17 protein-coding genes are annotated in these 23,514 nt (G+C 45.6%); 11 read left to right on the forward strand and 6 right to left on the reverse strand.

The window, feature by feature from the left end; genetic code table 11:
• Positions 1–25: 25 nt before the first annotated feature.
• From KE626_RS05750 to KE626_RS05770, 5 genes are all read right to left on the reverse strand, one after another.
• Positions 26–1,606 (reverse strand): SusD/RagB family nutrient-binding outer membrane lipoprotein, encoded by a 1,581-nt coding sequence (locus KE626_RS05750; protein ID WP_211971907.1) that lies wholly within the window; start codon positions 1,604–1,606, stop codon positions 26–28.
• Positions 1,607–1,618: 12 nt separating this feature from the next.
• Positions 1,619–5,101: a SusC/RagA family TonB-linked outer membrane protein gene (locus tag KE626_RS05755; protein WP_211971908.1), complete on the reverse strand. Its 3,483-nt coding sequence runs from the start codon at positions 5,099–5,101 to the stop codon at positions 1,619–1,621.
• Positions 5,102–5,106: 5 nt separating this feature from the next.
• On the reverse strand, positions 5,107–6,129 hold the full coding sequence (locus tag KE626_RS05760) for a FecR family protein (RefSeq protein ID WP_211971909.1): 1,023 nt from the start codon (positions 6,127–6,129) through the stop codon (positions 5,107–5,109).
• A gap of 126 nt (positions 6,130–6,255) precedes the next feature.
• Positions 6,256–6,840 (reverse strand): RNA polymerase sigma factor, encoded by a 585-nt coding sequence (locus KE626_RS05765; protein WP_211971910.1) that lies wholly within the window; start codon positions 6,838–6,840, stop codon positions 6,256–6,258.
• 137 nt (positions 6,841–6,977) lie between these two features.
• Positions 6,978–7,853 carry an AraC family transcriptional regulator gene (locus KE626_RS05770; protein WP_211971911.1) on the reverse strand — a complete coding sequence of 292 codons (876 nt, stop codon included), beginning with the start codon at positions 7,851–7,853 and terminating at the stop codon, positions 6,978–6,980.
• A 313-nt stretch (positions 7,854–8,166) separates the two neighbouring features.
• Between KE626_RS05770 and KE626_RS05775 the strand changes: the two genes are divergently transcribed.
• The 3 genes from KE626_RS05775 (at position 8,167) to KE626_RS05785 (ending at position 14,730) form a co-directional block, all read left to right on the forward strand.
• Entirely contained in the window at positions 8,167–9,186 is a 1,020-nt protein-coding gene (locus KE626_RS05775) for a LacI family DNA-binding transcriptional regulator (protein ID WP_211971912.1), read from the forward strand.
• Between the two features lie 560 nt (positions 9,187–9,746).
• Entirely contained in the window at positions 9,747–12,998 is a 3,252-nt protein-coding gene (locus KE626_RS05780; RefSeq protein ID WP_211971913.1) for a SusC/RagA family TonB-linked outer membrane protein, read from the forward strand.
• 28 nt (positions 12,999–13,026) lie between these two features.
• Entirely contained in the window at positions 13,027–14,730 is a 1,704-nt protein-coding gene (locus KE626_RS05785) for a SusD/RagB family nutrient-binding outer membrane lipoprotein (protein ID WP_211971914.1), read from the forward strand.
• 81 nt (positions 14,731–14,811) lie between these two features.
• Here the strand turns inward: KE626_RS05785 and mutS are convergent, their stop codons facing one another.
• A complete protein-coding gene (gene mutS / locus KE626_RS05790) occupies positions 14,812–17,421 on the reverse strand; it encodes a DNA mismatch repair protein MutS (RefSeq protein ID WP_211971915.1) in 2,610 nt (869 codons plus the stop codon).
• 46 nt (positions 17,422–17,467) lie between these two features.
• Here mutS and KE626_RS05795 point away from each other — a divergent pair, with 46 nt between their 5' ends.
• The 8 genes from KE626_RS05795 (at position 17,468) to KE626_RS05830 (ending at position 23,461) form a co-directional block, all read left to right on the forward strand.
• A complete protein-coding gene (locus tag KE626_RS05795; RefSeq protein ID WP_249207288.1) occupies positions 17,468–18,007 on the forward strand; it encodes an RNA methyltransferase in 540 nt (179 codons plus the stop codon).
• Positions 18,008–18,230: 223 nt separating this feature from the next.
• Complete coding sequence (locus KE626_RS05800) at positions 18,231–19,097, forward strand: UbiA-like polyprenyltransferase (RefSeq protein ID WP_211971916.1); 867 nt, start codon at positions 18,231–18,233, stop codon at positions 19,095–19,097.
• A 106-nt stretch (positions 19,098–19,203) separates the two neighbouring features.
• On the forward strand, positions 19,204–19,617 hold the full coding sequence (gene ruvX / locus KE626_RS05805) for a Holliday junction resolvase RuvX (RefSeq protein WP_211971917.1): 414 nt from the start codon (positions 19,204–19,206) through the stop codon (positions 19,615–19,617).
• Between the two features lie 114 nt (positions 19,618–19,731).
• Positions 19,732–20,310, forward strand: coding sequence for a peptide deformylase (gene def, locus KE626_RS05810; protein ID WP_211971918.1), 579 nt, complete (start codon positions 19,732–19,734; stop codon positions 20,308–20,310).
• A 149-nt stretch (positions 20,311–20,459) separates the two neighbouring features.
• Positions 20,460–20,933, forward strand: coding sequence for an RNA polymerase sigma factor (locus KE626_RS05815; RefSeq protein WP_249207290.1), 474 nt, complete (start codon positions 20,460–20,462; stop codon positions 20,931–20,933).
• Between the two features lie 12 nt (positions 20,934–20,945).
• Positions 20,946–21,848, forward strand: a complete 903-nt coding sequence (locus KE626_RS05820) for an anti-sigma factor (RefSeq protein ID WP_211971920.1) — start codon at positions 20,946–20,948, stop codon at positions 21,846–21,848.
• Between the two features lie 200 nt (positions 21,849–22,048).
• Positions 22,049–22,597: an RNA polymerase sigma factor gene (locus KE626_RS05825; protein WP_211971921.1), complete on the forward strand. Its 549-nt coding sequence runs from the start codon at positions 22,049–22,051 to the stop codon at positions 22,595–22,597.
• A gap of 60 nt (positions 22,598–22,657) precedes the next feature.
• On the forward strand, positions 22,658–23,461 hold the full coding sequence (locus KE626_RS05830; protein WP_211971922.1) for an anti-sigma factor: 804 nt from the start codon (positions 22,658–22,660) through the stop codon (positions 23,459–23,461).
• Positions 23,462–23,514: the final 53 nt, after the last annotated feature.

Below are 23,514 nucleotides of genomic sequence, written 5' to 3' on the forward strand. Positions count from 1 at the left end.
AAAATTTTTAACTTTTTTTAAGATCCTACCGGAGGTCCCACCAGAGCGGTGTTCCACCTGTATCGGGACCCTTCAGGGTGGCTACTGCACGGGCCACTGCCTGTGGATTTGTACTCGTTTCTCTTTGCGGCATAGGTAAGCGGCGAATAAATTTTTCGGTAGGAATAGTACCATTACTATTGTTAATCACCACCGGGAATAAACGGGGATACCCGGTACGGCGAAATTCACTCCAGGCTTCCTGTCCTTCAGGAAACATGGCAATCCATTTCTGGGTGATAATACGTTCCAGCTTTCGCTCCGGACTATCACCTTCATTCCATTTTATGGTAATAGTGCTTAAGTGTTTGTCGCCAGCCGGTATGTTGTTGTCTGCATTTTGTGGATCAATATAGGGGTTAGGTTTATCCACCGCATTATTCAGGTAGTTGTTAACATTGCTGATATTATATTGTTTGAAAGAAGCTGCTACACCGGCTGCATAGTTTGCAGCGGCCGTGCCTGCACCTTTCCAGCCATAAAGTGCTGCTTCCGCTTTGAGGAACCAGGCTTCCGCTGTTGTCATAAAAAGTATTTTGTTATCAAATCTTACGAGAGAAGAAAAACCGCTGTATTCTTCTTTCGCTGAAATCTTAATGCCATTGCGTATACCATGATATACATGCACATTGTCGTCGGTGGGTACAAAGTAATGCGACAGCCGGGGATCCTTGTAACCGGTAAGAATGGATTCCATCGGGGCGCTCATCCGCAGGTCCGCCCAGGTATAGCACATGATGTTCAGCGGATGCGTAACAGGTGCAATGTTCACCGCAAAATTGTCGTCGGGCGATGATTGGAGTAATCCCAACGGATGATTAAGGGCCGCTTCGCCTTCTGCTTTAGCCTTTTGAGGATCTACACCGGAGATACGGATTGCCAGGCGCAAACGCAGGGTGTTGGCGAATTTCACCCACTGGGTATAATCACCCTTGTACACCAGGTCAAATGCCTGTATACGTTGCGGTGCTTTCCTGTTGATATAAGCGGTGAGCGTATCTATACCTTGTTCCAGGTCTTTAAAAAAGGCATAGTAAGCCTGCTGTTGCGAATCATAATCAATACCCATTTCGTCATTCATGATACCGTATTTGGTATAAATAATAGGACCATAAATATCGCTGAGCCTGTGCATGGCCTCCACTTTAATGATCTGTGCCCACGCATAAAAATCGGTGAAGGTATCTTTGGATTTCATCTGCGCAAAATCGCAGGTTTTCATAACGTTGTTATACGTTACTTCCCAGGGACGGTTATTCCAGTAATATAGCAGTCCGTAGTTGGTGTTATTGATATTGCCTTCAAACGGAGTAGGCGCCATCATATAGCCGGAAAACACATCTGCGTTCAGGTTCTGCTGCAACTGTGCAGTAGGCGGATCGTTATAAATAAGCAGGTTTAACTGCGCCTGCGATAATGGTTCCCCCATCAGGCGGTAGTCGGCCTTTAATTCATCTTCATCAAAATCATAAGGATTTTTATTAATCTCATCAAATCTCTTCGTGCATGCACTGCCCATCATAACAGCCACCAGGGCAAATAATGTGGTTATTTTCCAGCTTTTCATTTGTGAGTAATTTTAAATTCCTAATCTCAGGTTGATACCCATGCTTCGCATAGGAGGCAACCCAAATACATCTACACCCTGCAAACCATTACCGGTACCCATGGAAACCTCCGGATCAAATGGCGCATGTAACTCAAAGAAGAACAGGTTCCTGCCTACTATACCCATGCGCATATTGCGGATCCATTTCCACTTTAAGGGGATGCGGTAACTGAGGCTTAGTTCCCGTAAGCGGATATTGGTGGCATCATACATATACATCTCACCGATACCTGCCCTGCTGCCAATGGTGGTATAGTATGTTTGTGCATCTATTTTCCCGTAGTAGGCACTGCCATCTTTATTTACTACCGGGATATTTACACCACCCTTATCACGTGCTTTTGCGCTTACTTCACTTACGCCGTACCAATCCAGTACTGCCTGGGTTACGCTCATTACTTTACCGCCAAAACGACCATCTATCAGAAAGCTCAGGTTAAAATTCTTATAGTCGATGCTGTTATTCCAACCCAGGGTAAAATCCGGGTTAGGATTGCCTACTTTTTTAAAAGCGTTCCGTGTTTGCAGTTTGCCTGCTGCATCCAGGATGTATTCTCCTTTGTTGTTCTGCACCAGTTCCTTGTTGGAATAAATATCGCCCCAGGAACCGCCTTCCATAATAAAGGAGCCAAACATATTAACGCCAAAATCGGTGAGCACAAACATGCTGCTGGTGTCGGCGCCCATGATCCTGGAATTCGAGAGGGAGACGATCTTATTTTTATTCGCAGCAAAATTAATGCTACTCGTCCAGGAAGCAGCTTTATTACGTATAGGCACTAACGTAAGTGTGGCCTCCCAGCCCTGGTTTTGTATATTACCCATGTTCAGATAATAGGTATTGTACTTGTAACCGAGGGGCGCAGGCACTTCCATGTATTGCTTGTAGTTGTTGTTTTTGTAGAAGGTGATGTCGGCAGTGATCCGGTTTTTCAGGAAACGTGTTTCCAGGCCAATCTCAAAAGCCCGGTTATCTTCCGGTTCCAGGTAAAGCCCGGGGTAAAGGATCCGCTGGTTCAATACTACCCGGCTCACCCCGGCAATTGTTTGCAAAGAAAAAGAGGCGGGCCGCGAAGAGTAGGCGGCAATATCGTTGCCCACCCTGGCATAGGAAATACGGGAACGCAGAAAGTCTATGGCCGCCGGCATTTTAAACATATCGCTCCATACAGCCGATAAACCGGCAGAATAGTAGAAATATCCTTTATCGCGCGTGGAAGTAAAAGCAAAAGTGCTGGACCAGTCGTTACGGCCGGTCAGATCGAGAAACAGGAAATTCTTAAACCCGATCTGTGCGTTGGCAAACAATGCCTGCAGTTGTTTCTGATCCACGCTATGTTGCGCATCCATAGAGGTGCTGAGAATGTTGGAGACAGAAAATTTATTGGGATAGATCAAACCCGGATCAGCATTGGGGTTGGAGCCGTTAAAGGTGCGTTCATGTGCCCGGGTGTCTGTGATGCTGGCGCCTATATTACCGGCAAGGTGCAGCCACTTGTTTACCTTCCCGCTGGCAGTCACCATCAGGTCGCCGTACAACTGGGTATTGAATTCCTTTTCCAATGTATACCGGCCGTTGGATCCAGCCAGCACAATCTGTGTGCCGGCATAGGCTTCCAGCTCGTACTGATCGAGCGATTTGTCAAAGTTCCCGCGTCCTTTTACAGATAACCAGTCATTTAACTGCCAGGTGAGCGATAAGGTGGCCAGTCCCCGGTAACGCGTATCCAGCCGAAGATTCCGCAGCAATGCCCACATGGGATTTTGCTGGTCATCCTGCCCTATCCACTTTTTATCGTTGCGGATATTCCACCAGTTCTGCATGTACAGGTTACGGTTGGTATCGTAGTATTCAAAGTCGTTTTTATAATAATCAAAATCCTGCCCCCGGGGAAAAGTATATAAGCCGGAAATGGGGCTGTAATACAAGCCGGAAGAAAGCCTGTTTTCGGTATTCTGGGCAGTAAAGGATACGTTGGCATCCATTACGAGTTTTTCATTCAGCAGTTTTAATGTTTCGCGTAAATTGACGGTGTGCCGGTTAAATTTATTGGTAGGCAGTATGCCTTTGTTGGTGGTATTGGCGTATGAAAAATAACTCTGTGCTGTTTCGGTGCCGCCGCTGAAGGCGATGGTATTGGTAAAGGTAGAACCGGTGTTATAGAAGTTTTTTACGTGGTCGGGAACCTGGACTGGTTTTCCCCAACTGCCGAGGGAACCGGGTTGCGGTGTACCTATACGGTCCGGACCCGGGGGATCTGTTTGTGCGTAACGGTATTGTAACGAAGGAAGGAGGGAAGGTGTTTCCCGGGTATAATCGGAAGAAACATCAATTTTGCTTCGGCCGGGTTTACCTTTTTTGGTGGTAATGAGTATCACGCCGTTGGCCGCCTGGCTGCCGTACAACGCTGCTGCGGAAGCGCCTTTGAGTATGCTGATGCTCTCAATATCGTCGGGGTTGATATTGGAGATGCCATCACCACCATCTCTGCCACCGGCGCCGATGATGTTGTGCGATTGTCCCCATACATCGGCTGGCTGGGAAGGGGTATAGTTGGCATACGGAACGCCATCTACGATATACAGCGGCTGGTTTTCGCGGGTAGATTTGTTGCCCCGCAGTACCACTCTCACAGAGCCGCCAATGCCGGATGCGCTGCGGGTAATGGTGGCGCCGGCAGTTTTCCCGTTAAGACAATTAATCACGTTGGCATCTTTTACCAGTTGCAGATCGTCGCCGTCCAGTTGCTGCGTGGAGTAGGGGAGCTCTTTAGCCTTTTTCTGCAGGCCCAGTGCGGTTACTACCAGTTCATTCAACGCTTTCACATTTTCCTGCATCCGTACGTCAATCTCTTCTTCCGTGCCTACCGGCACTTCACGGGTTACAAACCCCACAGAACTGAAAACAAGCATATCGCCGGTGCTGGCTTTTAGTGTAAAACCAGCATCGGCGTTTGTTTGGGTACCCTTATTGGTATGTTTGATCTGAATGGTAACTCCGGGAAGCGGCGTGCCTTTATTATCGCGTACTATTCCTCTTATTTCTCTTTCCAGTGATACGTGATTCAGCAGATCTACAGTGGGTGATGGGCCGGTGTCAATTGCTGCGCCTACGATTATTTTGTTATTGATGCGGGTAAACTTTAATCCGGATTGAACTGACATTAACGTGAGCACTTCGTCGATCGGTGTTTTGGTGCAGTTTAACGTTATCTTTTTCTTCAGGTTAAGATCAGTTTTGTCGTAATGAAAGTTTAGTCCTGTTTTTACCGAAATTTCGGTCATTACGTCTTCCAGGTTTTTATTTTTTACCTGGATAGTGACAACGGTCGGTGGCGGGTCGGGTGTTTGCGTGATTGCGCTAGTCGTTGTGTTCAAGCTCCCCGCCAACAGTAGTGTCAGCATCAACCCCATGGATACAAACCATTTCACGGGGCATGGCTTTACCCTCATATGGACTAGTTTTTGTTTTGCAAGTGAACGGTGTCGTTTTTAATGGTATACGAAAGTGATTTAGCCAGGCAAATGATATCCAATACTTCTTTCAGGTTTTCATTCTTGAAGGAGCCGTTATAATTCCATTCTGTTTTGTCGCTTTCATTGCTAACGGTAACGCCATAACGATTTTCTATGCCGGTAACCACTTCATTATAGGGGGCATCTTTAAATATCAGGTAGCCTTGTTTCCAGCCGGTTATTTCTTCCGGTTTGCTGAAACTTGTTTTTACGAGATGCAGTGATACCCGGTCGTAGCTGATCTGTTCGCTGGGAAGCAGGATCAGGGACGCAGTTTGAGGGTCGTTATTATTGAGCTGGTCTACTTTTACTTTGCCGCTTACAAGCGCTACTACCACTTTATGTTCGCTGGCATAGGCCCTGATATTGAAAGATGTACCTAAAGCGGTGGTAGCCAGTTCACCGGCATTTACCACAAAGCGCCTGGCCGGATCGGTGGCCACAGAGAAGAAAGCTTCTCCTTCTTCCAGGATCACGGTGCGGCTGCTGTCGCCAAAATGTTCGGGGTAGCGTACTTTACTGCCGGCGTTGAGCTCCAGTGTACTGCCATCTTCCAGTGTGATATTTTCTTTGGGTTGTCCTTTACGCGTGGTGATTTCCACAAAACCATCTTTCACCACACGGGTACTGTTTAATGCCGCCAGCGGAGTGGATCCGTTGCCGGTGGTAGCGGGCGTATGGCTGCGGTTAAACCAGAAGAGGCCGGCGGCTACTAATATGGCGGCCGCTGCTGCTGCATACCAGGTACGAACAGGCATCCGGCGCACTTTAGGTGCCGGTGTTATGTGCTGGTTCAGCTGTAGTTTTATCTGATCAAGTTCCTGGTCGAGCTCCTTTTCTTCTACGTAGGTGGACTGGTGACGATTAATATTTTCAAACCATTGATCTACAATCGCCGCTTCCTCCGGTGAGCAGTTCCCCTGATTATATCGCTCCAGCAATATTTTTATCTGTTCTGTGTCCACCTGTTGGCGTTTTATGTGTTCTTAAGTCGTAATAACGTGGAAAAGGTACCATCGTACCCGCCTCTTTTTTATTGATTAATCGTTTTTGCACCGGATGCAGGCATGCGGGCAAAGCGGATGCTGATATTATGATAAAATATAAGGGAGCAGCAAAAGAACGATCAGGTCCGTTTTGGCATAGTTCGCCCTTAATATCTTCAATGCTTTGGTAATCTGATTTTTAACCGTTTGCTGCGACAGCCCAAGGTGGGTGGATATCTGTTCTACGCTGAGGTTTTCAAACCGGCTGAGCATAAAGATTTCTTTCATGCGTTCCGGCAGGTGATTAATGGCCTCAAACAGTTCCTGGGTCCTGGCTTTATTGTCTACCGTATCCGTGATAGAATGCGGCTGCGCATCGAAATGTTCGATCAGTTGCTGCAGGTATTTGCGGTAAGTAGCGTTTTTCCGGTAAATATCGATGATTTTATGGCGGGCTACCTGGTAGAGGTAGGCTTTCAACGATTCCTTCAGCACCATTGAATGCCGCTTTTCCCAGAGGGAAATAAAAAGCTCCTGCAACACATCTTTGCTGATCTCCGCGGCATCCAGTTTACTGTGTATAAATAAATACAATAGTTTACTGTAGCGGTCGTAGATGGCATTGAACGCAGCGCAATCATCGCTTTTTAGCAGCGATATTAACTGGTTATCTGAATAACTGCTGTACATCGAATTACAGTAGTAATTAAGCGTTTTGGTTGATAATTACTAAAATGAATGTAAGAAGAAAAATTTGATATTTTGATATTTGGGCAGCTACTTTTTAAAATAACTGAATAACCAAATATAAAATAATTATATTTTTATCATGCTTCCTTTAGCCGTAACTCGTTTTTGTATTCCTTGGGTGTTTTGCCCACTATCTCCTTGAAGAAGCGGTTGAAATTGGAGAGGTTCTTGAAGCCGCAGGAATAGGCGATTTCAGCGATGGACCAGTCTTCCTCTGTTAAACGTTTACAGGCATGGCCTATGCGCACTTCATTCAGAAACTGTACAAAGGATTTTTTGGTGCGGTTTTTAAAGAACCGGCAAAAGGATTGTGGCGACAGGTTAGTGATACTGGCTACATCCTGCAGTGATATTTCTTTGGAGAAGTTATTCATTACATACTTGAATACTTCATCGATCTTATGGTTGTCCTTTACATTATAAGCATGTGAATAACCCGTGCTGGCCAGGTAATAGCAGTCGCGCGTTTCCGATAATGTCTTTAATATATGCAGGAGGGAAATGATCCGGTCCAGTCCTTCTTTCCGGGGCAGGGCCAGTATTTCAGGTTTCAGCAACTCATGGGTGGCGCCGGTAATTTTCATTCCCCGCTGGGCACGGTGGAAAAGCTCGCTGAGCGCTTTTGTTTCCGGTAATCCGTAAAACTTCTCCCCAAATATATCCTTCGGGAAATAGATCACTACAGAGCGGGCTTTCAGATTATCATCTCCCTTATAATACTCTTCTTCATTATACCACACATGAGGTATATGAGGCCCAAGAAACACCATATCGCCTTCTTCAAAGCTCTCGATGCTATCCCCCACTATTCTCTTCCCGTGGCTCTCCGTAACATAAACCAGCTCACACTCCGGGTGGAAGTGAAATGGTGTATTGAAATATGGATCACTTCTCTCTATAATCGTGATCTGATTATCGGCAAAAGCCCCAACTTTAATAAGGATGGGTTTCATTCATGTATTAATTTAAGCTGCTATATTACTGCGACAGTCCTATACTTTATTACCATAGCCATTAATCCCCCTTCGTGGAACGGGAGGCTTACAGGTGAGTAGCATTAAGATCGTCCTATGAATGTTGCCAAATTATTAAAAATTGGTTAAAAAAATATCATTCTCCCCAAAATAACCTTTTTATGTGATACAAAACTGACACAAGCACACTGATAAGTTTTCAGTACTTGCTTGGAATAATTAGTACAACAACGTAATTTCCAACTTCATTTTGTAAATTACGGCAGGCTAAATCGATATAGCATTTTTTTCTATGAAAGGGATCTCTATTAAAGATATTGCAAAACAAGCCGGGGTATCTCCTACAACGGTATCGTTTGTACTAAACGGCAAAGCAAAGGAGAAAAGGATTAGTGAGCAGGTAAGTAAGAAAATCCAGAAAATTGCTGCCCGTTTGAAATACAAGCCCAATCAGCTTGCCCGTGGTTTGCGTACTGGAAAAACCAAAACTATCGGTCTGATCGTGGAAGATATTGCCAATAACTTCTTCGCCTCCCTGGCAAAAGTAGTGGAGGATGAAGCCGATAAGTACGGCTATAAAGTACTCTATGGCAGTACAGAAGATAATACCGAAAAAGCAAAAGGACTCCTGGAAGTACTGAAATACCGGCAGGTAGACGGATATATTATTACGCCTACTAAAAATCTGGATAAAGAAATAGAACTCCTGCAAACGGCCGCCAAACCGCTGGTGCTGATGGATCGTTACTTTCCGCATGTAAACAGCCACTATGTTGTGCTCGATAATTTCAAAGGAGCTTATGATGCCACCGCTCACCTGGCGAAACAAGGCTATAAAAAAATAGCTATTGTTACTATCGCATCCGACCAAACCCAGATGAAGGATCGTTTGGATGGTTTTACCGCCGCACTCAAAGATCATAAGATCCCCTTCAGCAAATCACTGGTGAAGCGTTTGGCCTTTGACCTTGATCGCGAAGCCTTTAATACGGAAATAAAAAAATTCCTGACATCTGTAAAAGACCTGGATGCTGTTTTCTTTGCTACTAACTATCTTGGTATTGCGGGTATTGAAAGCATCCGCGCTCTCGGATGGCAGATAGGAAAAGAAATAGGCCTGGTTGGATTCGATGATCATGACCTGTTCCGCCTGCATAGCCCATCCATTACCTGTGTTTCGCAACCTATTGCAACAATCGGCAAACATATCGTGGAAGTATTGATGAATGAATTGAATCATCCTTCCGGTTCGCTGCAGCAAATGGTATTACCGCCGGAACTCATTGTCAGGGAATCTTCCTCACGTAAGTAATAAGATGGCTGTTCGTTTAACGAACAGCCATCCTTTGTATCGCTTTTAGTATAAACGTAATGGTTAAACGTATTGACTACTTTTATTTTTTTAAGCAACTTTTAATTTATTGTACCCGCTCATTGTAATGCTATTTTGATAAGGAAGAGTATTATTTTCCCTTTCTTAACGAGCTGTTAACCAGAAATAAAAAAATTGTTAAATCTTTTTTGCACTTCTCATAATTATCCCTAAGTTTGAAATCGATATTTCTGAGTAGATAGAAGACTTGTTGTGAGTTGAAAAGTGAAAGCGATACGCAGGTTTTTTTTTAAGATTTTTTGCTAAAACGTTTTACTACTTCAGTACTGTCAGCGTTACAATTAATGCCAATGGAGTAATTCCATTTTATTTAGAAAACGGAAACGGAAACAGAGTATTTTTTATTTAGGAAACGGAAACTACGTATTATCATCAGGATTCCTGTGCAATGCAGGAACTGTGATAGCGGGGACACTATGTGTCTTTATTGCTTATGTGTCTGATTCACTTGTTATATTTCACTAAACCAAAAGGAAGCTATGCGAAGATCACTTCTTCTCACCACGTTGCTTTTCTTATGTTGCTGCATTGCTGTACGGGCGCAGGATAAGAAAGCTATTACGGGAATCGTAAAAGATGAAAAGGGAACGCTTTTACCTGGCGTTACAGTAAAAGAAAAAGGAACGGCGAATGGCGCGATGACCGGAGCCGACGGTTCCTTTAAAGTACAGCTGGCGCCGAATGCCACACTTGTATTTTCCTATATAGGATTTGTCAACCAGGAAGTAGCTGTTGGAGAACAAACTACTTTAAACATCGTATTAAAAGAAGACAACAAGAATCTGAATGAAGTAGTAGTTACCGCACTGGGCATGAAACGCGAACAGCGTAAACTTGGTTATGCAGTAACAGAATTGAAAGGAGCGGACGTGGCAAAAACCAACTCCATCAACCCGGTATCAGCCCTGCAGGGTAAAGTAGCAGGTCTGGACATCTCCGCAGCAGCAGGCGGTCCTGCCGCTGCTCCGCGTATCGTACTGCGTGGCGCCAAATCATTGAATGGTAAAGATCAGCCCATCTTCATCCTGGATGGTGTGATCTTCGAAAATGATGAAAGTGCCAACGATGTGAACTTCGGTAACGTACTGAAAAATCTCAACCCGGACGATTATGAATCTGTAACCGTACTGAAAGGTGCTGCTGCTACTGCATTGTACGGCTCCCGCGCCATTAACGGCGCCATCCTGATCACCACCAAAAAAGGTACTTCCAGGAAAGGTATAGGCGTTACTGTTAGTCAGACCGCACAAATGGAAAAAGTATACCGCGGCGCTATTGACCTGCAAAACTCCTATGGTCAGGGCCTCGATGGTAAATATGATAATACGGCAGGTGGTTACAGCTTCGGTTCTAAAATGGACGGCAGCATGGTAACCCTCGCCAATGGCATGCAGGTACCCTACACTGCCAAACCAAACAACGCGAAAGACCTGTATCAGACAGGTAAATATTTTAACACCAACGTAGCCATGGAAGGCGGTAACGATAAAGGAACTTTCCGCTTATCTTACTCCCACCTGGACAATAACAGTGTGTCTCCAAATAACAGCTTTGGCAGAAATACCTTCGCATTCCGCGGATCATCACAGATCTCCAAAGTATTGAGCGCAGATGCGGGTGTTACTTACGCTACCAGTAAAACACTGAACCCTGATCGTCAGGGTGGTGATTACACCAACTATAATATTGGCCGTAAATGGGTATATGTATTTCCACGTAACTACGATCCGGCAATCTGGAGCAAACCGGAAAATTTCACCGGCCCGCAAGGTGGTCGTGCTAACCTGAGTACCAATCCGGGCGCCGATTACTTCTTCCAGCAGGCATACAACAGCTGGTCCCGCAAGGAATCACTGATCACCGGTAACTTCTCCCTGACGGCTACTGCAACCGACTGGCTGAAATTTGTAGGTAAAGCCAACTTTAGCTCTGAACAAAGCACCGACGAACGCAAGGAAGCAGGTACAGGTACCAACTTTACAGGCGGCGATGGTTTTTACTCTATTGCAGGTGTGAACAAATCTCAGTATACTTTCACCGGTATGGCGATGATCACCCCAAAATTGGGTAAGAAATTCGACGGTAACCTGAACCTTGGAGCTGAAACCTGGAACAGCGGTATCGGTAAACAATACAACAACTACACCAGCGGAGGGTTACGTATACCTTTCCTTTATGACATCAGCAACAGCACAGGTGCATCGGTGATTAAAAACGACCCGCTGCTCCGCAAACAGATCAATTCTGTGTTCTTTGCAGCCAGCCTGTCTTATAACAATGAATTGTTCCTGGACGTAACCGGCCGTAACGACTGGTCTTCTGCGCTGACTTATCCTAAGGGAAGCCTCGGAAATACCACGAACTCTTACTTCTACCCTTCTGTAAGTGCTGCCTGGGAATTTACCCAGACACTGAAAAATAACCTGCCCGAGTGGGTAAACTATGGTAAACTGCGCGCTTCCTACGCAATGGTGGGTGGCGACCTGGATCCATACCAGATCAATACGGGCTATTACACTTCTGACTATTTCAGAGGCTCAGGTACAGGTGAAAACCTGCCAATGGTAAATATCTTTAACCAGGATATCCTGCCTAACATGAACCTGAAACCATCTATCTCCAAAAGCTGGGAATTGGGTGCAAATGTACGCTTCCTGAATAATCGTTTAGGCTTTGACGTCGCCTGGTATCGTACCAACATTACTAACCAGATCATTAACCTGCCAACTACCATTGAAAGTGGTGTAGTATCCCGCTATATTAATGCCGGCAGCATGATCAACAGAGGTATTGAAGTAATGATCAACGGCACACCAATACAAAACAAAAACTTTACCTGGGATGTAAGCCTGAATGGTAGCCGCAACAAAAACAAAATCGTTAGCCTCACACCTGGAGTAGACCAGATGCAGCTCAACGAAGATCAGGGTGTACAAGCTATTGCCAAAGTTGGCGGTTCCTATGGCGACCTGATCACCGACTACGGTTACACCAAGGATGCTAACGGAAATAACCTGATCACTTTCGGTGGTTCCGATTTCCCTTACAAATTTGTTCGTGGCCGCAGAATAGTAGGTAATATCATGCCCGACTTTAACCTCGGTTTACAAAACTCCTTTACTTATAAAAACTGGTCACTCGGTGTGCTGGTGCAGGCCCGTATAGGCGGCGACTTCTTCTCTGCTTCCCATCAGTATGGTACCGGCAGAGGTAATACTGCTAACACCATGAACGGCCGCGATGCTGAACACGGCGGTATCTCCTATACAGACGGTTCCGGTGTAAAACGTAACGATGGTATGATCCCGGATGGTGTGTTTGCACAGGGAACTGTGATCAATAAAGATGGCCAGAATATTACGTTGGATGGTATGACCTACCAGCAGGCTTACGAAAAAGGTTATGTTTCTCCCGTTACGCCAATGCAATACTATGGTATGATCGGCGACTGGGGTATCGGTATCCGCGAGGCTTCTGTATTTGATGCTTCTTATGTGGCATTGCGTGAAGTATCTCTCGGTTACTCCCTCCCAACAGATATGATTCAACGCTGGAAGCTCAATAGCCTCCGTGTATCATTGGTGGGTCGTAACCTGGGTTACCTGTTCAATAACCTGCCGGATCATATTAACCCGGAAGCAGTACGTAACAACAAAACTTCTGCATTCTCCGAATATGGCGCCGTGCCATTTGTTCGTAACATGGGCGTAACTGTGCAGGTAGGATTCTAATAACCGTTTAACAACAAAAAAAATGAAAATGAAAACTGTTAATAAATGGGGGATAGGTGTGGCAGTGGCCGGCTTAATGCTGAGCTCCTGTACGAAGAACTTCGCTGATCTGAATACAAGTCCGGTCATCACACAAGATCCGCCACCGGAATTATTAATTACACAATCCGTGAAAAGCATTGTAGACCGTGACTTTGACTGGTTCTACGACGCTTATCAATACCAGTTGCAGTGGATGCAGTTTGGCGTGGCTTCACCGGGAACATCTCCTACCGGTTTATTCAGCCCAACTAATACCAACGATTTTTATAACGCATTATATAAGAATATTGGCCGTAACCTGGTAGAAATACAGGATGTAGTAGCTAGGAAACCACAGGATCAGCAGGCGCAATACAGTAACCTGGTGGCTATTGCGCAGATACTGAAAGTATATTCTTCCTGGAGAGTGTCTGATGCCAACGGCAGTATTCCATATACTGAGGCATGGCAGGCTCGCAGCGATGCTAATTTTACGCCTAAATATGATACACAGGAGCTCATGTTCGCTACCTGGGATGCGGAATTGAAGAAGGCGGTAGAAACACTGGCTTCCGGGTTACCTACCCAGGTAAGTTATGGCGCTAATGATATCTTTTATAGCGGAGATGGTGCCAAATGGGCTAAAGCAGGTAACGTACTTCGTTTGAAGATTGCCATGCGCTTGTTGAAAAGGTCTCCTGAAAAAGTAACTGCAGTGGCTAAGGATGTATTAGCCAGCAAAGCAGGACTTTTTGAATCAAACGGTGATGAATGGAAATTTGTTTCTGCTGCTATCAACTTTGCACGCGGTGGTAACTGGTCAATGGATAACAACCCACTGTCTGCCAGCAAAAACATGGTGGATTACATGGTGGATAACAAAGATCCTCGCCTGAACCTGTTCTTTGAAAAGAACAGTTATACCAAAGCACTGTTCGACAGTCTGAAACTGGCAGGTATCTATAGCTCTACTGCGCAATATGTGGATCGCCGCTATGTAGGGCTTCCTTCCAGTCCCGATAAAAGAACCAATCCTGCTTACAGTAATGTATTTACAGTTAAGAAGTATGCAATGGTGTTCAACGGCAAAACAATCAATAGAAATGCGGATACAATATCTCCGCTTCAGCGCAGGTTATTTAACCTCGATGCCGAAAACGGATCCAACAACGGAGCCCGCTACACACAGCCTATTCTTACTTATGCTGAGCAATGCTTTATGCTGGCAGAACTGGCGGTACGTGGCATGGCAGAAGGAGATGCGAAAACCTATTATGAGAAAGGTATCACCGCTTCTGTAAATGCATATGATGCAATGGGCAGCCTGGCAAAAATCCAGGACTATGCACCACTCGATGCAGCGGCCTTGCAGGCTTATATCGCCACCCCTGCGGTTGCCTTTACCGGAGCTACAGATGTGCTGCTGGAGAAAATCAATATCCAGAACTTCCTGAACCATTTCAAATCACCATGGGAAGCATGGGGAGCATGGAAAAGGGCAGGCGTTCCCAAAGTAGATGGTATCCTGCCAATGGAACCAATGGTATCTTCCGGACAAACGGTAGCTATACCGCGCCGCTGGGCTTTACCTCAGCCGTCTATTGCCAACCAGACCAACTGGAGAAATGCAATCATTGATATGCAGAAAACCGGGGAGTACGGAGCAAATGATAATGATTTTACCGGCCGCGTATGGTGGGATAAAAAATAGTATAACCGTATAGGTTAGTGAGTATAAAAAAACGTCCCGGAATTTTCCGGGACGTTTTTTTATCTGTCTGTTCAAAAGAGTTTATCCAATCATATTCTTGATCTCACTCAGTTTCAGCAATGCTTCTACCGGTGTCAACCGGTTTATATCTACTGTATCCAGTTTCTCACGGATTTCCTTGAAAGTATCGCTGTGGGCATCAAAAATGTTCAGCTGCAATTTCTGCGAGGGGGTGCTGAGCTGCTTTACATTTTTCTGCAAAGGCGCGTCAATATGTTTCTCTTCCAGGTTAGCCAGTACTTCGTTGGCACGGTTAATCAGTTCCGGCGGCATACCTGCCATCCGCGCCACGTGGATACCAAAGCTGTGACGGCTTCCACCCGGCGCCAGTTTACGCAGGAATATAATTTTATTACCGGATTCCATATTGGTGATATGAAAATTTTTCACCCGGCCATGTTTGTTTTCCAGTTCATTCAGCTCATGATAGTGCGTGGCAAACAAGGTCTTGGGACGATGCTCCGTCATATCGTGCAGGTACTCCACAATACTCCAGGCAATGGAAATACCATCGTAAGTACTGGTTCCACGGCCTATTTCATCCAGTATCACCAGGCTGCGGGCGGTAATACTGTTGATGATGCTGGCAGTTTCATTCATTTCCACCATGAAGGTAGATTCACCGCCGCTCAGGTTATCAGAAGCGCCTACGCGTGTAAATATTTTATCCGTGAGACCAATGTCTGCGCTGGTGGCAGGTACAAAACTACCCATATGCGCCATCAGGGTAATTAGGGCAGTTTGCCGCAGCAGGGCCGATTTACCACTCATGTTAGGACCAGTGAGAATAATGACCTGTTGTGTTTCTTTGTCCAGCTGCAGGTCGTTGGCTACATAGGTGTCACCGGCGGGTAAACCCCTTTCTATTACGGGGTGCCGCCCTTCTTTGATAACGAGATCAAATCCATTGGTAATATTAGGGCGACGGTATTTATACTGGATAGCGTTCTGCGCAAAGCATAACAGGCAGTCGATCCGCGCAAATACCTGTGCATCTTCCTGCACTGGTTTTATAAATTCCTGCAAGGCCAGCACCAGGTCTTCAAACAATTTGCTTTCCAGCACCTGTATTTTATCTTCTGCACCTACAATCTTTTCTTCATATTCTTTCAGCTCAGGGGTAATATAACGCTCTGCATTGGCCAGCGTTTGTTTACGCATCCAGCGCTCAGGTACTTTGTTTTTATGGGTGTTGGTCACTTCCAGGTAATAGCCAAAAACGTTGTTGAAGGCTATTTTCAGGGAAGGGATTCCGGTTGCTTCCGATTCTTTTTGTTGAATTTGTAACAGGTAGTCTTTGCCTTTGTTGGCGATGTTGCGCAATTCATCCAGTTCGGCGTTCACCCCTTCTTTAATACAGCCTCCCTTATTTACCAGTACCGGCGGGTTCTCCATGATTTCATTGAGAATGCGGTCCAGCAGTGGAGTACAGGGGTCCAGTTTTTCGTTCAGCCTTTTCAGGTAGTCGTTGCTGCTGCCTGCCAGTAATGTTTGTACTTCCTGTACCTGTTGGAGGGAGCGCGCCAGCTGCATCACTTCCCGGGGATTTATTTTCCGCAGGGGGATTTTTGATACCAGTCTTTCCAGGTCGCCGGTTTGTTTCAGGTGATGTACCAGTGATTTGGAAAGATCGGTTTCCCTGATAAAGTATTCCACGGTATCCAACCGCTCATTAATTGCTTTGATATCGCGCAGGGGGAATACCATCCAGCGTTTGAGCAAACGGGCGCCCATTGGCGTCACGGTATTATCAAGTACTTTCAGGAGGGTATGTCCATTTTCCACGCTGCTGTTCAGCAATTCCAGGTTGCGCACGGTGAAACGGTCCATCCAAAGAAAATCTTCCTGGCTGATGCGCTGCATGCGGGTAATATGCTGGAGATGCGGGTGCTCGGTATCTTTCAGGTAGTGGAGCGTGGCGCCGGCAGCAATGATCGCTGCAGGCAAACCGTCTACCCCGTAACCCTTCAGGGAATGCGTCTGGAAATGCTTGAGCAGTATTTCTTCTGCATAGGTGGTGGTGAATATCCACTCATCCATGGTGTAAGTATAGAAGCGGCTGCCAAAGGTGGCTTTAAAATGCTTCTGCTGCTGTTTGGCGAACAATACTTCTGCAGGGCGGAAGCTCTGCAGAAGTTTATCCACATATTCTTCGCTGCCTTCTGCTATAAAAAATTCCCCCGTGGAAATATCCAGGAAAGATACACCCGTGGTATCGGCTCCAAAATGTACGGCCGCCAGGAAATTGTTGCTGGAGTTTTCCAGCAGTTTATCATTGATAGCTACGCCGGGGGTGACCATTTCGGTTACTCCGCGTTTTACAATGCCTTTTACGGTTTTGGGATCTTCCAGCTGGTCGCAAACGGCTACGCGGTAGCCTGCTTTGACGAGCTTGTGCAGATAAGTATCCAATGAATGGTGGGGAAATCCAGCCAGATCAACATAGGAAGCGGACCCATTGGCCCTTTTGGTTAATACGATGCCCAGAACCCGGGCGGCTATAACTGCATCCTCATTAAACGTTTCATAAAAATCGCCAACACGGAACAACAGTACGGCATCAGGGTATTTGTCCTTGATTGCCTTATGTTGTTGCATGAGCGGTGTTTCTTCCGTTTTACTTTTTGCCATGGCGCAAATATATAAAACTCATCCCATCCTATTATCTTTGCAGGTGATGAGAAAATTAAGCATGGATGAACTGGGCCGTAAAACGGTGGACGAGTTCAAGGCTGCCGACAAAACGCCTATAGTACTGGTACTTGATAATATACGCAGCATGCATAATGTAGGCTCCGTATTCCGTACCGCTGATGCTTTTTTAGTACAGGGCATCATTCTTTGCGGTTATACACCGGTGCCGCCACACCGGGATATCAACAAAACAGCCCTGGGAGCTACTGATACGGTGGAGTGGCAGTATTTTGATACCACGGTGAGTGCCGTACAGGAACTGAAGACAGCCGGTTACAAGGTGATGGCCATCGAGCAGGCGGTAAACAGTCATATGCTGGATGCGTTCCAGCCACCGGCAGATCAGCCGCTGGCGCTGGTTTTTGGCAATGAGGTGAGCGGGGTCGACGGCGAGGTGATGAAGCTGGTGGACGGCTGTATCGAAATTCCCCAGCTGGGGATGAAACATTCCCTGAATATTTCGGTGAGCACCGGTATTGTGGTTTGGGATATCTTTGTGAAGCTGTTAGCTATTAGCCGTTAGCTTTTAGCTATCAGTGCAATAAAAGCTATTAGTTTAAGGCGGTTGGGGCTTTTAAACACTAAAAGCTAACAGCTAAAGGCTAAAAGCTGTGAAGCTGTTAGCAATTAGCCGTTAGCTTTTAGCTATCAGCGCAATATTAACTATCAGTATAATAAATACTATTCATTCAAAGCTGCCGGTCTTTTTAATACTAAAAGCCAACAGCTAAAACCTAAAAGCTAGCATGATTTCTACGGTTAACAAATACCTGTCGCTGGTAAAGTTCAGTCATACCATCTTTGCCATGCCCTTTGCCCTTACCGGCTTCTTCATGGCTGTGACCAGGGGAGGCGGAAGCTTTAGCTGGGCCACCTTCGGGCTCGTGATATTGTGTATGGTGTTTGCACGGAGTGCCGCTATGGCGTTTAATCGCTGGCTGGATGTGGATATTGACAAGCTGAACCCGAGAACGGCGAAAAGGGAAATACCGGCGGGTATCATATCTCCCCAAAATGCCCTTTTCTTCATTATTGCCAATGTGGTGCTGTTTATCGTTACCACCTGGTTTATAAACCGCATTTGTTTTTTCCTTTCGCCGGTAGCGTTGCTGGTGGTGCTGGGATATAGCTATACCAAGCGTTTCACAGCCCTTTGTCACCTGGTACTGGGTGTAGGATTATCGCTGGCGCCCATTGGAGCCTACCTGGCTGTAACGGGTCAGTTTGCCCTGTTACCGGTACTGGTATCATTGCTGGTGTTATGTTGGGTATCCGGATTTGATATTATTTACTCCCTGCAGGATGAGGATTTTGATAAATCACAACAATTAAACTCTATCCCGGCCTGGCTGGGGCTTTCCGGCGCGCTGCGTTTCTCGGAACTGTTACACGTGATAGCAGCGGCCCTGGTGGTTACTATCGGGATAAACGGTCATTTTCACTGGGTTTTCTGGATAGGCGCCGCCGTATTTGTGGTGATGCTGGTATCACAGCATCTGTTAGTAAAGCCGGATGATCTCAGTAAGGTCAATATTATGTTTATGACCACCAATGGTATTGCCAGCGTGGTTTTTGCCGTGTTTGCCATTGCAGATATGCTCATTTTTGTATAAACCGGTAGAGGCAAAAATTACTCTCCGCCGCATTCCCTAAAAGCTAAAAGCTAAAAGCTAAAAGCTAACAGCTTAAAGCTAACACCTAACACCTAAAATCTATTTCATGCCCCGTTTAATGGCAATTGATTACGGAAAGAAAAGAACAGGACTGGCTGTAACAGATCCTTTGCAGTTGATTGCCAGCGGGCTTACTACCATTGCTACGCACGAACTGATCCCTTTTCTGAAGAAGTATTTCTCCACCGAACCGGTGGAAACCATTATCATAGGAGAACCTAAGCACCTCGATGGCAACGCTACCGATGCTACCCCGCTGGTGATCGAATGTATCCGGATCTTAAAAAAGAATTTCCCCGAAATACCCGTGGTGAAAGTGGATGAACGCTTTACTTCAAAAATGGCGTTTCAGACCATGATCGATAGCGGACTGAAGAAGAAAGACCGCCGTAATAAGGCCCTGGTCGACGAAATCAGTGCCACGATCATCCTGCAGGAGTATCTGCAAAACAAAATATAATAAAATATATATAAAAAACCCGCTTAATCAGCATTATCAGCGTAATATTGGGGAAGAAAAGATCCCCTGAAGCTGAAAATGTCTATCTTCGCGGATTAAACCAAGTATTTGAACATGATTTTGCCAATTGTAGCTTACGGGCACCCGGTTTTGAGGAAAGTAGCAGAAGATATTACACCTGAATATCCCAATCTGAAGGAATTAATTGCCAATATGTGGGAAACCATGTATGGCTCCAGTGGCGTGGGCATTGCAGCTCCCCAGGTCAATAAAGCCATCCGCCTCTTCGTGATAGATAGCGAACAGATTATTCATAACCTGGAAGAAGACGAGAAGGACGACTACCCTGGCGATGAAGGCGTAAAAGGCGTGTTCATCAATGCACATATCGTGGAAACCGGTGGTAAGGACTGGGCATACAACGAAGGCTGTTTAAGTATACCAAAGATAAGGGAAGATGTAAACCGCGCTGAAACCGTTACCCTGAGCTATGTTGATGAAAACTTTACGCCACATGAGAGAACTTTTACAGGTGTAACGGCAAGGGTAATCCTGCATGAATATGATCATATTGACGGCGTATTGTTTATTGATCACCTCAAACCATTAAAACGCAGAATGCTGAAAAGCAAGCTGGATGATATCACAAAAGGCAAAATCAGAGTGGATTATAAAATGACTTTCCCTAAATAGGAAATAATTTTGTAATGTAAAGAAAACCCGTTATTTTGGTATCATAAAGTATAACCTCCATATCCTCAAACTTGGGAGCGACCTTAACATACACTGAAGTTGAATTGATTCAGGGCCTTTTGGCCAGGGATGAAAAAATATTTACTTATTTGTATGACCACTATTCACCCGCGTTATATGGGGTAGCCCTCAAAGTAGTAGGAGAGGAAGCAGCAGCAGGAGACGTACTGCAGGAAGTTTTTGTAAAAATCTGGCGTAATATAGATCGTTATGATGCCTCAAAAGGACGTTTATTCACCTGGATGTTGAATATAACGCGCAATACAGCTATCGATAGTCTCCGCTCAAAAAATCACAAACTGGAACAACGGGTACAGGATGTAAACAGCGTGGCGCTGATGTATGAACCGCAATTGGCGGTACATTTGTCGGTAGATCACCTCGGGCTGACCAAGGTCATCGAAAAATTACAGAAAGATCAACGCATTATTATAGACATGGCTTACTTCAAGGGACATACCCAGGAAGAAATAGCCAAGTCCCTTGAAATACCATTGGGTACCGTGAAAACGCGTATGCGCAATGCTATTATACAATTAAGAACGCTTTTAAAACAAGTGTAATTTTAGGAAATAGTGGATGTACAACGCTACATATCATCCGGAATTCTTGAAAGCTACGTATTCGGTATGTTGCCGGAGTCGGAGCAGAGTGACGTAGAAACAGCTGTGCTACAATATCCCGACGTGAAAGCTGCGGTTGACTCCTTACAGCTCGACAAGGAAAGGTTTGTACAACTTTATGCTGTTCCGCCTCCATCAGGAATCAGGGAACGCCTGGTAGAAATTATTCGCCAGGAAAATACGGAAGAAGGCAATGACCTGCTGCCGGAGGAATTGCGCCTGCCCGTTGCCCGAAAAACACCTGTAAAAAAAGTAACTGAGGTCCAGACACTGGTTAAACATTTACCTGCCAACAGGAAATCGTCTGACCGTATCTGGAAAATCGCTACTGCTGCTATCGTTTTATTACTGCTGGGCAGCGTGTTCATGAACTTCTTTTTCTTCCAAAAATCTACAGACTACAAAAGCCGGTATAAATCATTAATAGCCACCAAACAAAAACTGGAGGCCGATAAAGAGCAACAGGCATTAACCAGTTTAAAGCAAGCCAGTCCCATTGCAGCAGATCCGGACCCATTGAGCAATCCTGACTTTAAATGGACCCGGATACAAGGTGGTGGCACTTATGCCGGTAAATCGGTATCCGTGGGATGGAATGCACGCACACAGGCTGTTTACCTGCAGGCGCAGCTAATGCCGCAACCTCCCGCCGGTAAACAGTTCCAGCTCTGGGCAATCGTCAATAAAAAACTGGTAGATGCCGGCGTATTTAATACCGGCGCCGAAGTTTCCGAACAATTACAACAAATGAAAGCCGTTGCAGTAGCCCAGGGTTTTGCGGTTACACTTGAAAGAAAAGGCGGTAGCCAGGAACCATCGATGGACCAGGTATGTATGTCAGCCAAAGTGCAGTAAGAGATCATTTGAGCATCTGCCGATTGTCAGGAATCAGTATATGCTTGTATTAAATAAGCCCCTGATTATTTATTTTCAGCCACCATACAACTGTTGAGAAATATCCGTGAAGACTGAAGTCATGATGTCCATGTACCGTTAGATTGTGCACTGAAAACCGTTTTCAATTCAAACACTGACTAAACTATATCCAATCTGTTTTGGAATACGCTCCAACATATACAGAAGATGAGCTGGTGCAAGGCCTGAAAGCCCGCGACCAGAAGGTTTTCAGCTATTTATATGATCAGTATTCACCGGCATTATACGGAGTGATCGTAAAAGTACTGAACGACAACTCTTCTGCGGGAGACGTGTTACAGGAAGTATTTCTAAAGATCTGGCGCCACCTGGACAAATACGATCCGGAAAAAGGACGGCTTTTTACCTGGATGCTGAATATTGCACGTAACACTGCCATCGATATTCTTCGCTCCAAATCCCATAAGCTGGAACAAAAAATCCAAAATATTATAGACGACGTACATGCTGTTAACGGCCCGCTGGCTGTTCACCCATCTACCGACTACATAGGATTTTCCCGTATACTGGAGAAGCTGACAAAGGAGCAGCGTACCCTGATAGATCTGGCATATTATAAAGGTTGTACCCAGGAAGAAATTTCCAGGGTACTGGAGATTCCTTTGGGCACCGTGAAAACAAGAATGCGTAACGCTATCAGTCAATTGAGAAACATTATAAACAAGTAAATATTTTTAGTAATAGTGGACCCTCAACATTTCATATCGTCCGGAATTATTGAGCTATACATGGCAGGCATCGCTACCGATGAAGAGGTAGGGGAGCTGGAAACCGCCATGGCGCAATACCCGGCTGTGGCCGCGCAGGTAGAAGCCTACCGCCGCAGTATGGAAACCTATGTGACCATGCAGGGTATAGATCCGCAACCGGATATCAAAGCAAGTTTATTCTCTCAAATCAATAATGAACCAAACCTGCAGGAGGGTGTGCCTGTGCCCGACGAAGACCTGCAACAACCAAAAGTAGTATCCATGCAAGAAACTAAAAGTCCATCCTGGAAATGGATTGCCGCCGCCGCCGCCGTGTTGCTGGTCGGCAGTCTCATTCTCAATTACGTGTTCTTTAACCGGTACAAGGAATTCAGAGAGTACAAAGACAAATACCAGTCTTTACTCGTATCTCAGAACTCCATTTTGTCAAAGAGCAATCTTTACAAAACCCGCTTAGAACAAATGCAGGAATCTATGGAAATCATCCAGGATCCTAAAGTATTGAAAGTGCCGATGCCAGGTACCAAAGCGTTCCCTGAAGCATTAGCCACCGTATTCTGGAACCCGTCAAGCCAGCAGGTGTATCTGAAAGTTAATAAACTGCCAGAACCAACCGCTGACAAACAGTATCAACTCTGGGCTATCGTAGATGGCAAACCAGTTGATATGGGCGTGTTCGAAATGGGTGACACGGCCAGCCTCCTCCAGAAAATGAAGGTAACCGGCAAAGCACAAATGTTTGCCATTACCCTGGAGAAAAAAGGTGGTGCCCTGGCGCCAACTATGGAACAAATGTATGTGGCCGGGAAAATCCCTGGTTGATTTTTGAAGGGCTGAAGGCCTAAAGCCTAAAGCAAAAAGCCATTGTAGCGAAG

It is taken from the genome of Chitinophaga hostae (assembly GCF_018224885.1).
GTDB classification, from domain to species: Bacteria; Bacteroidota; Bacteroidia; order Chitinophagales; family Chitinophagaceae; genus Chitinophaga; species Chitinophaga hostae.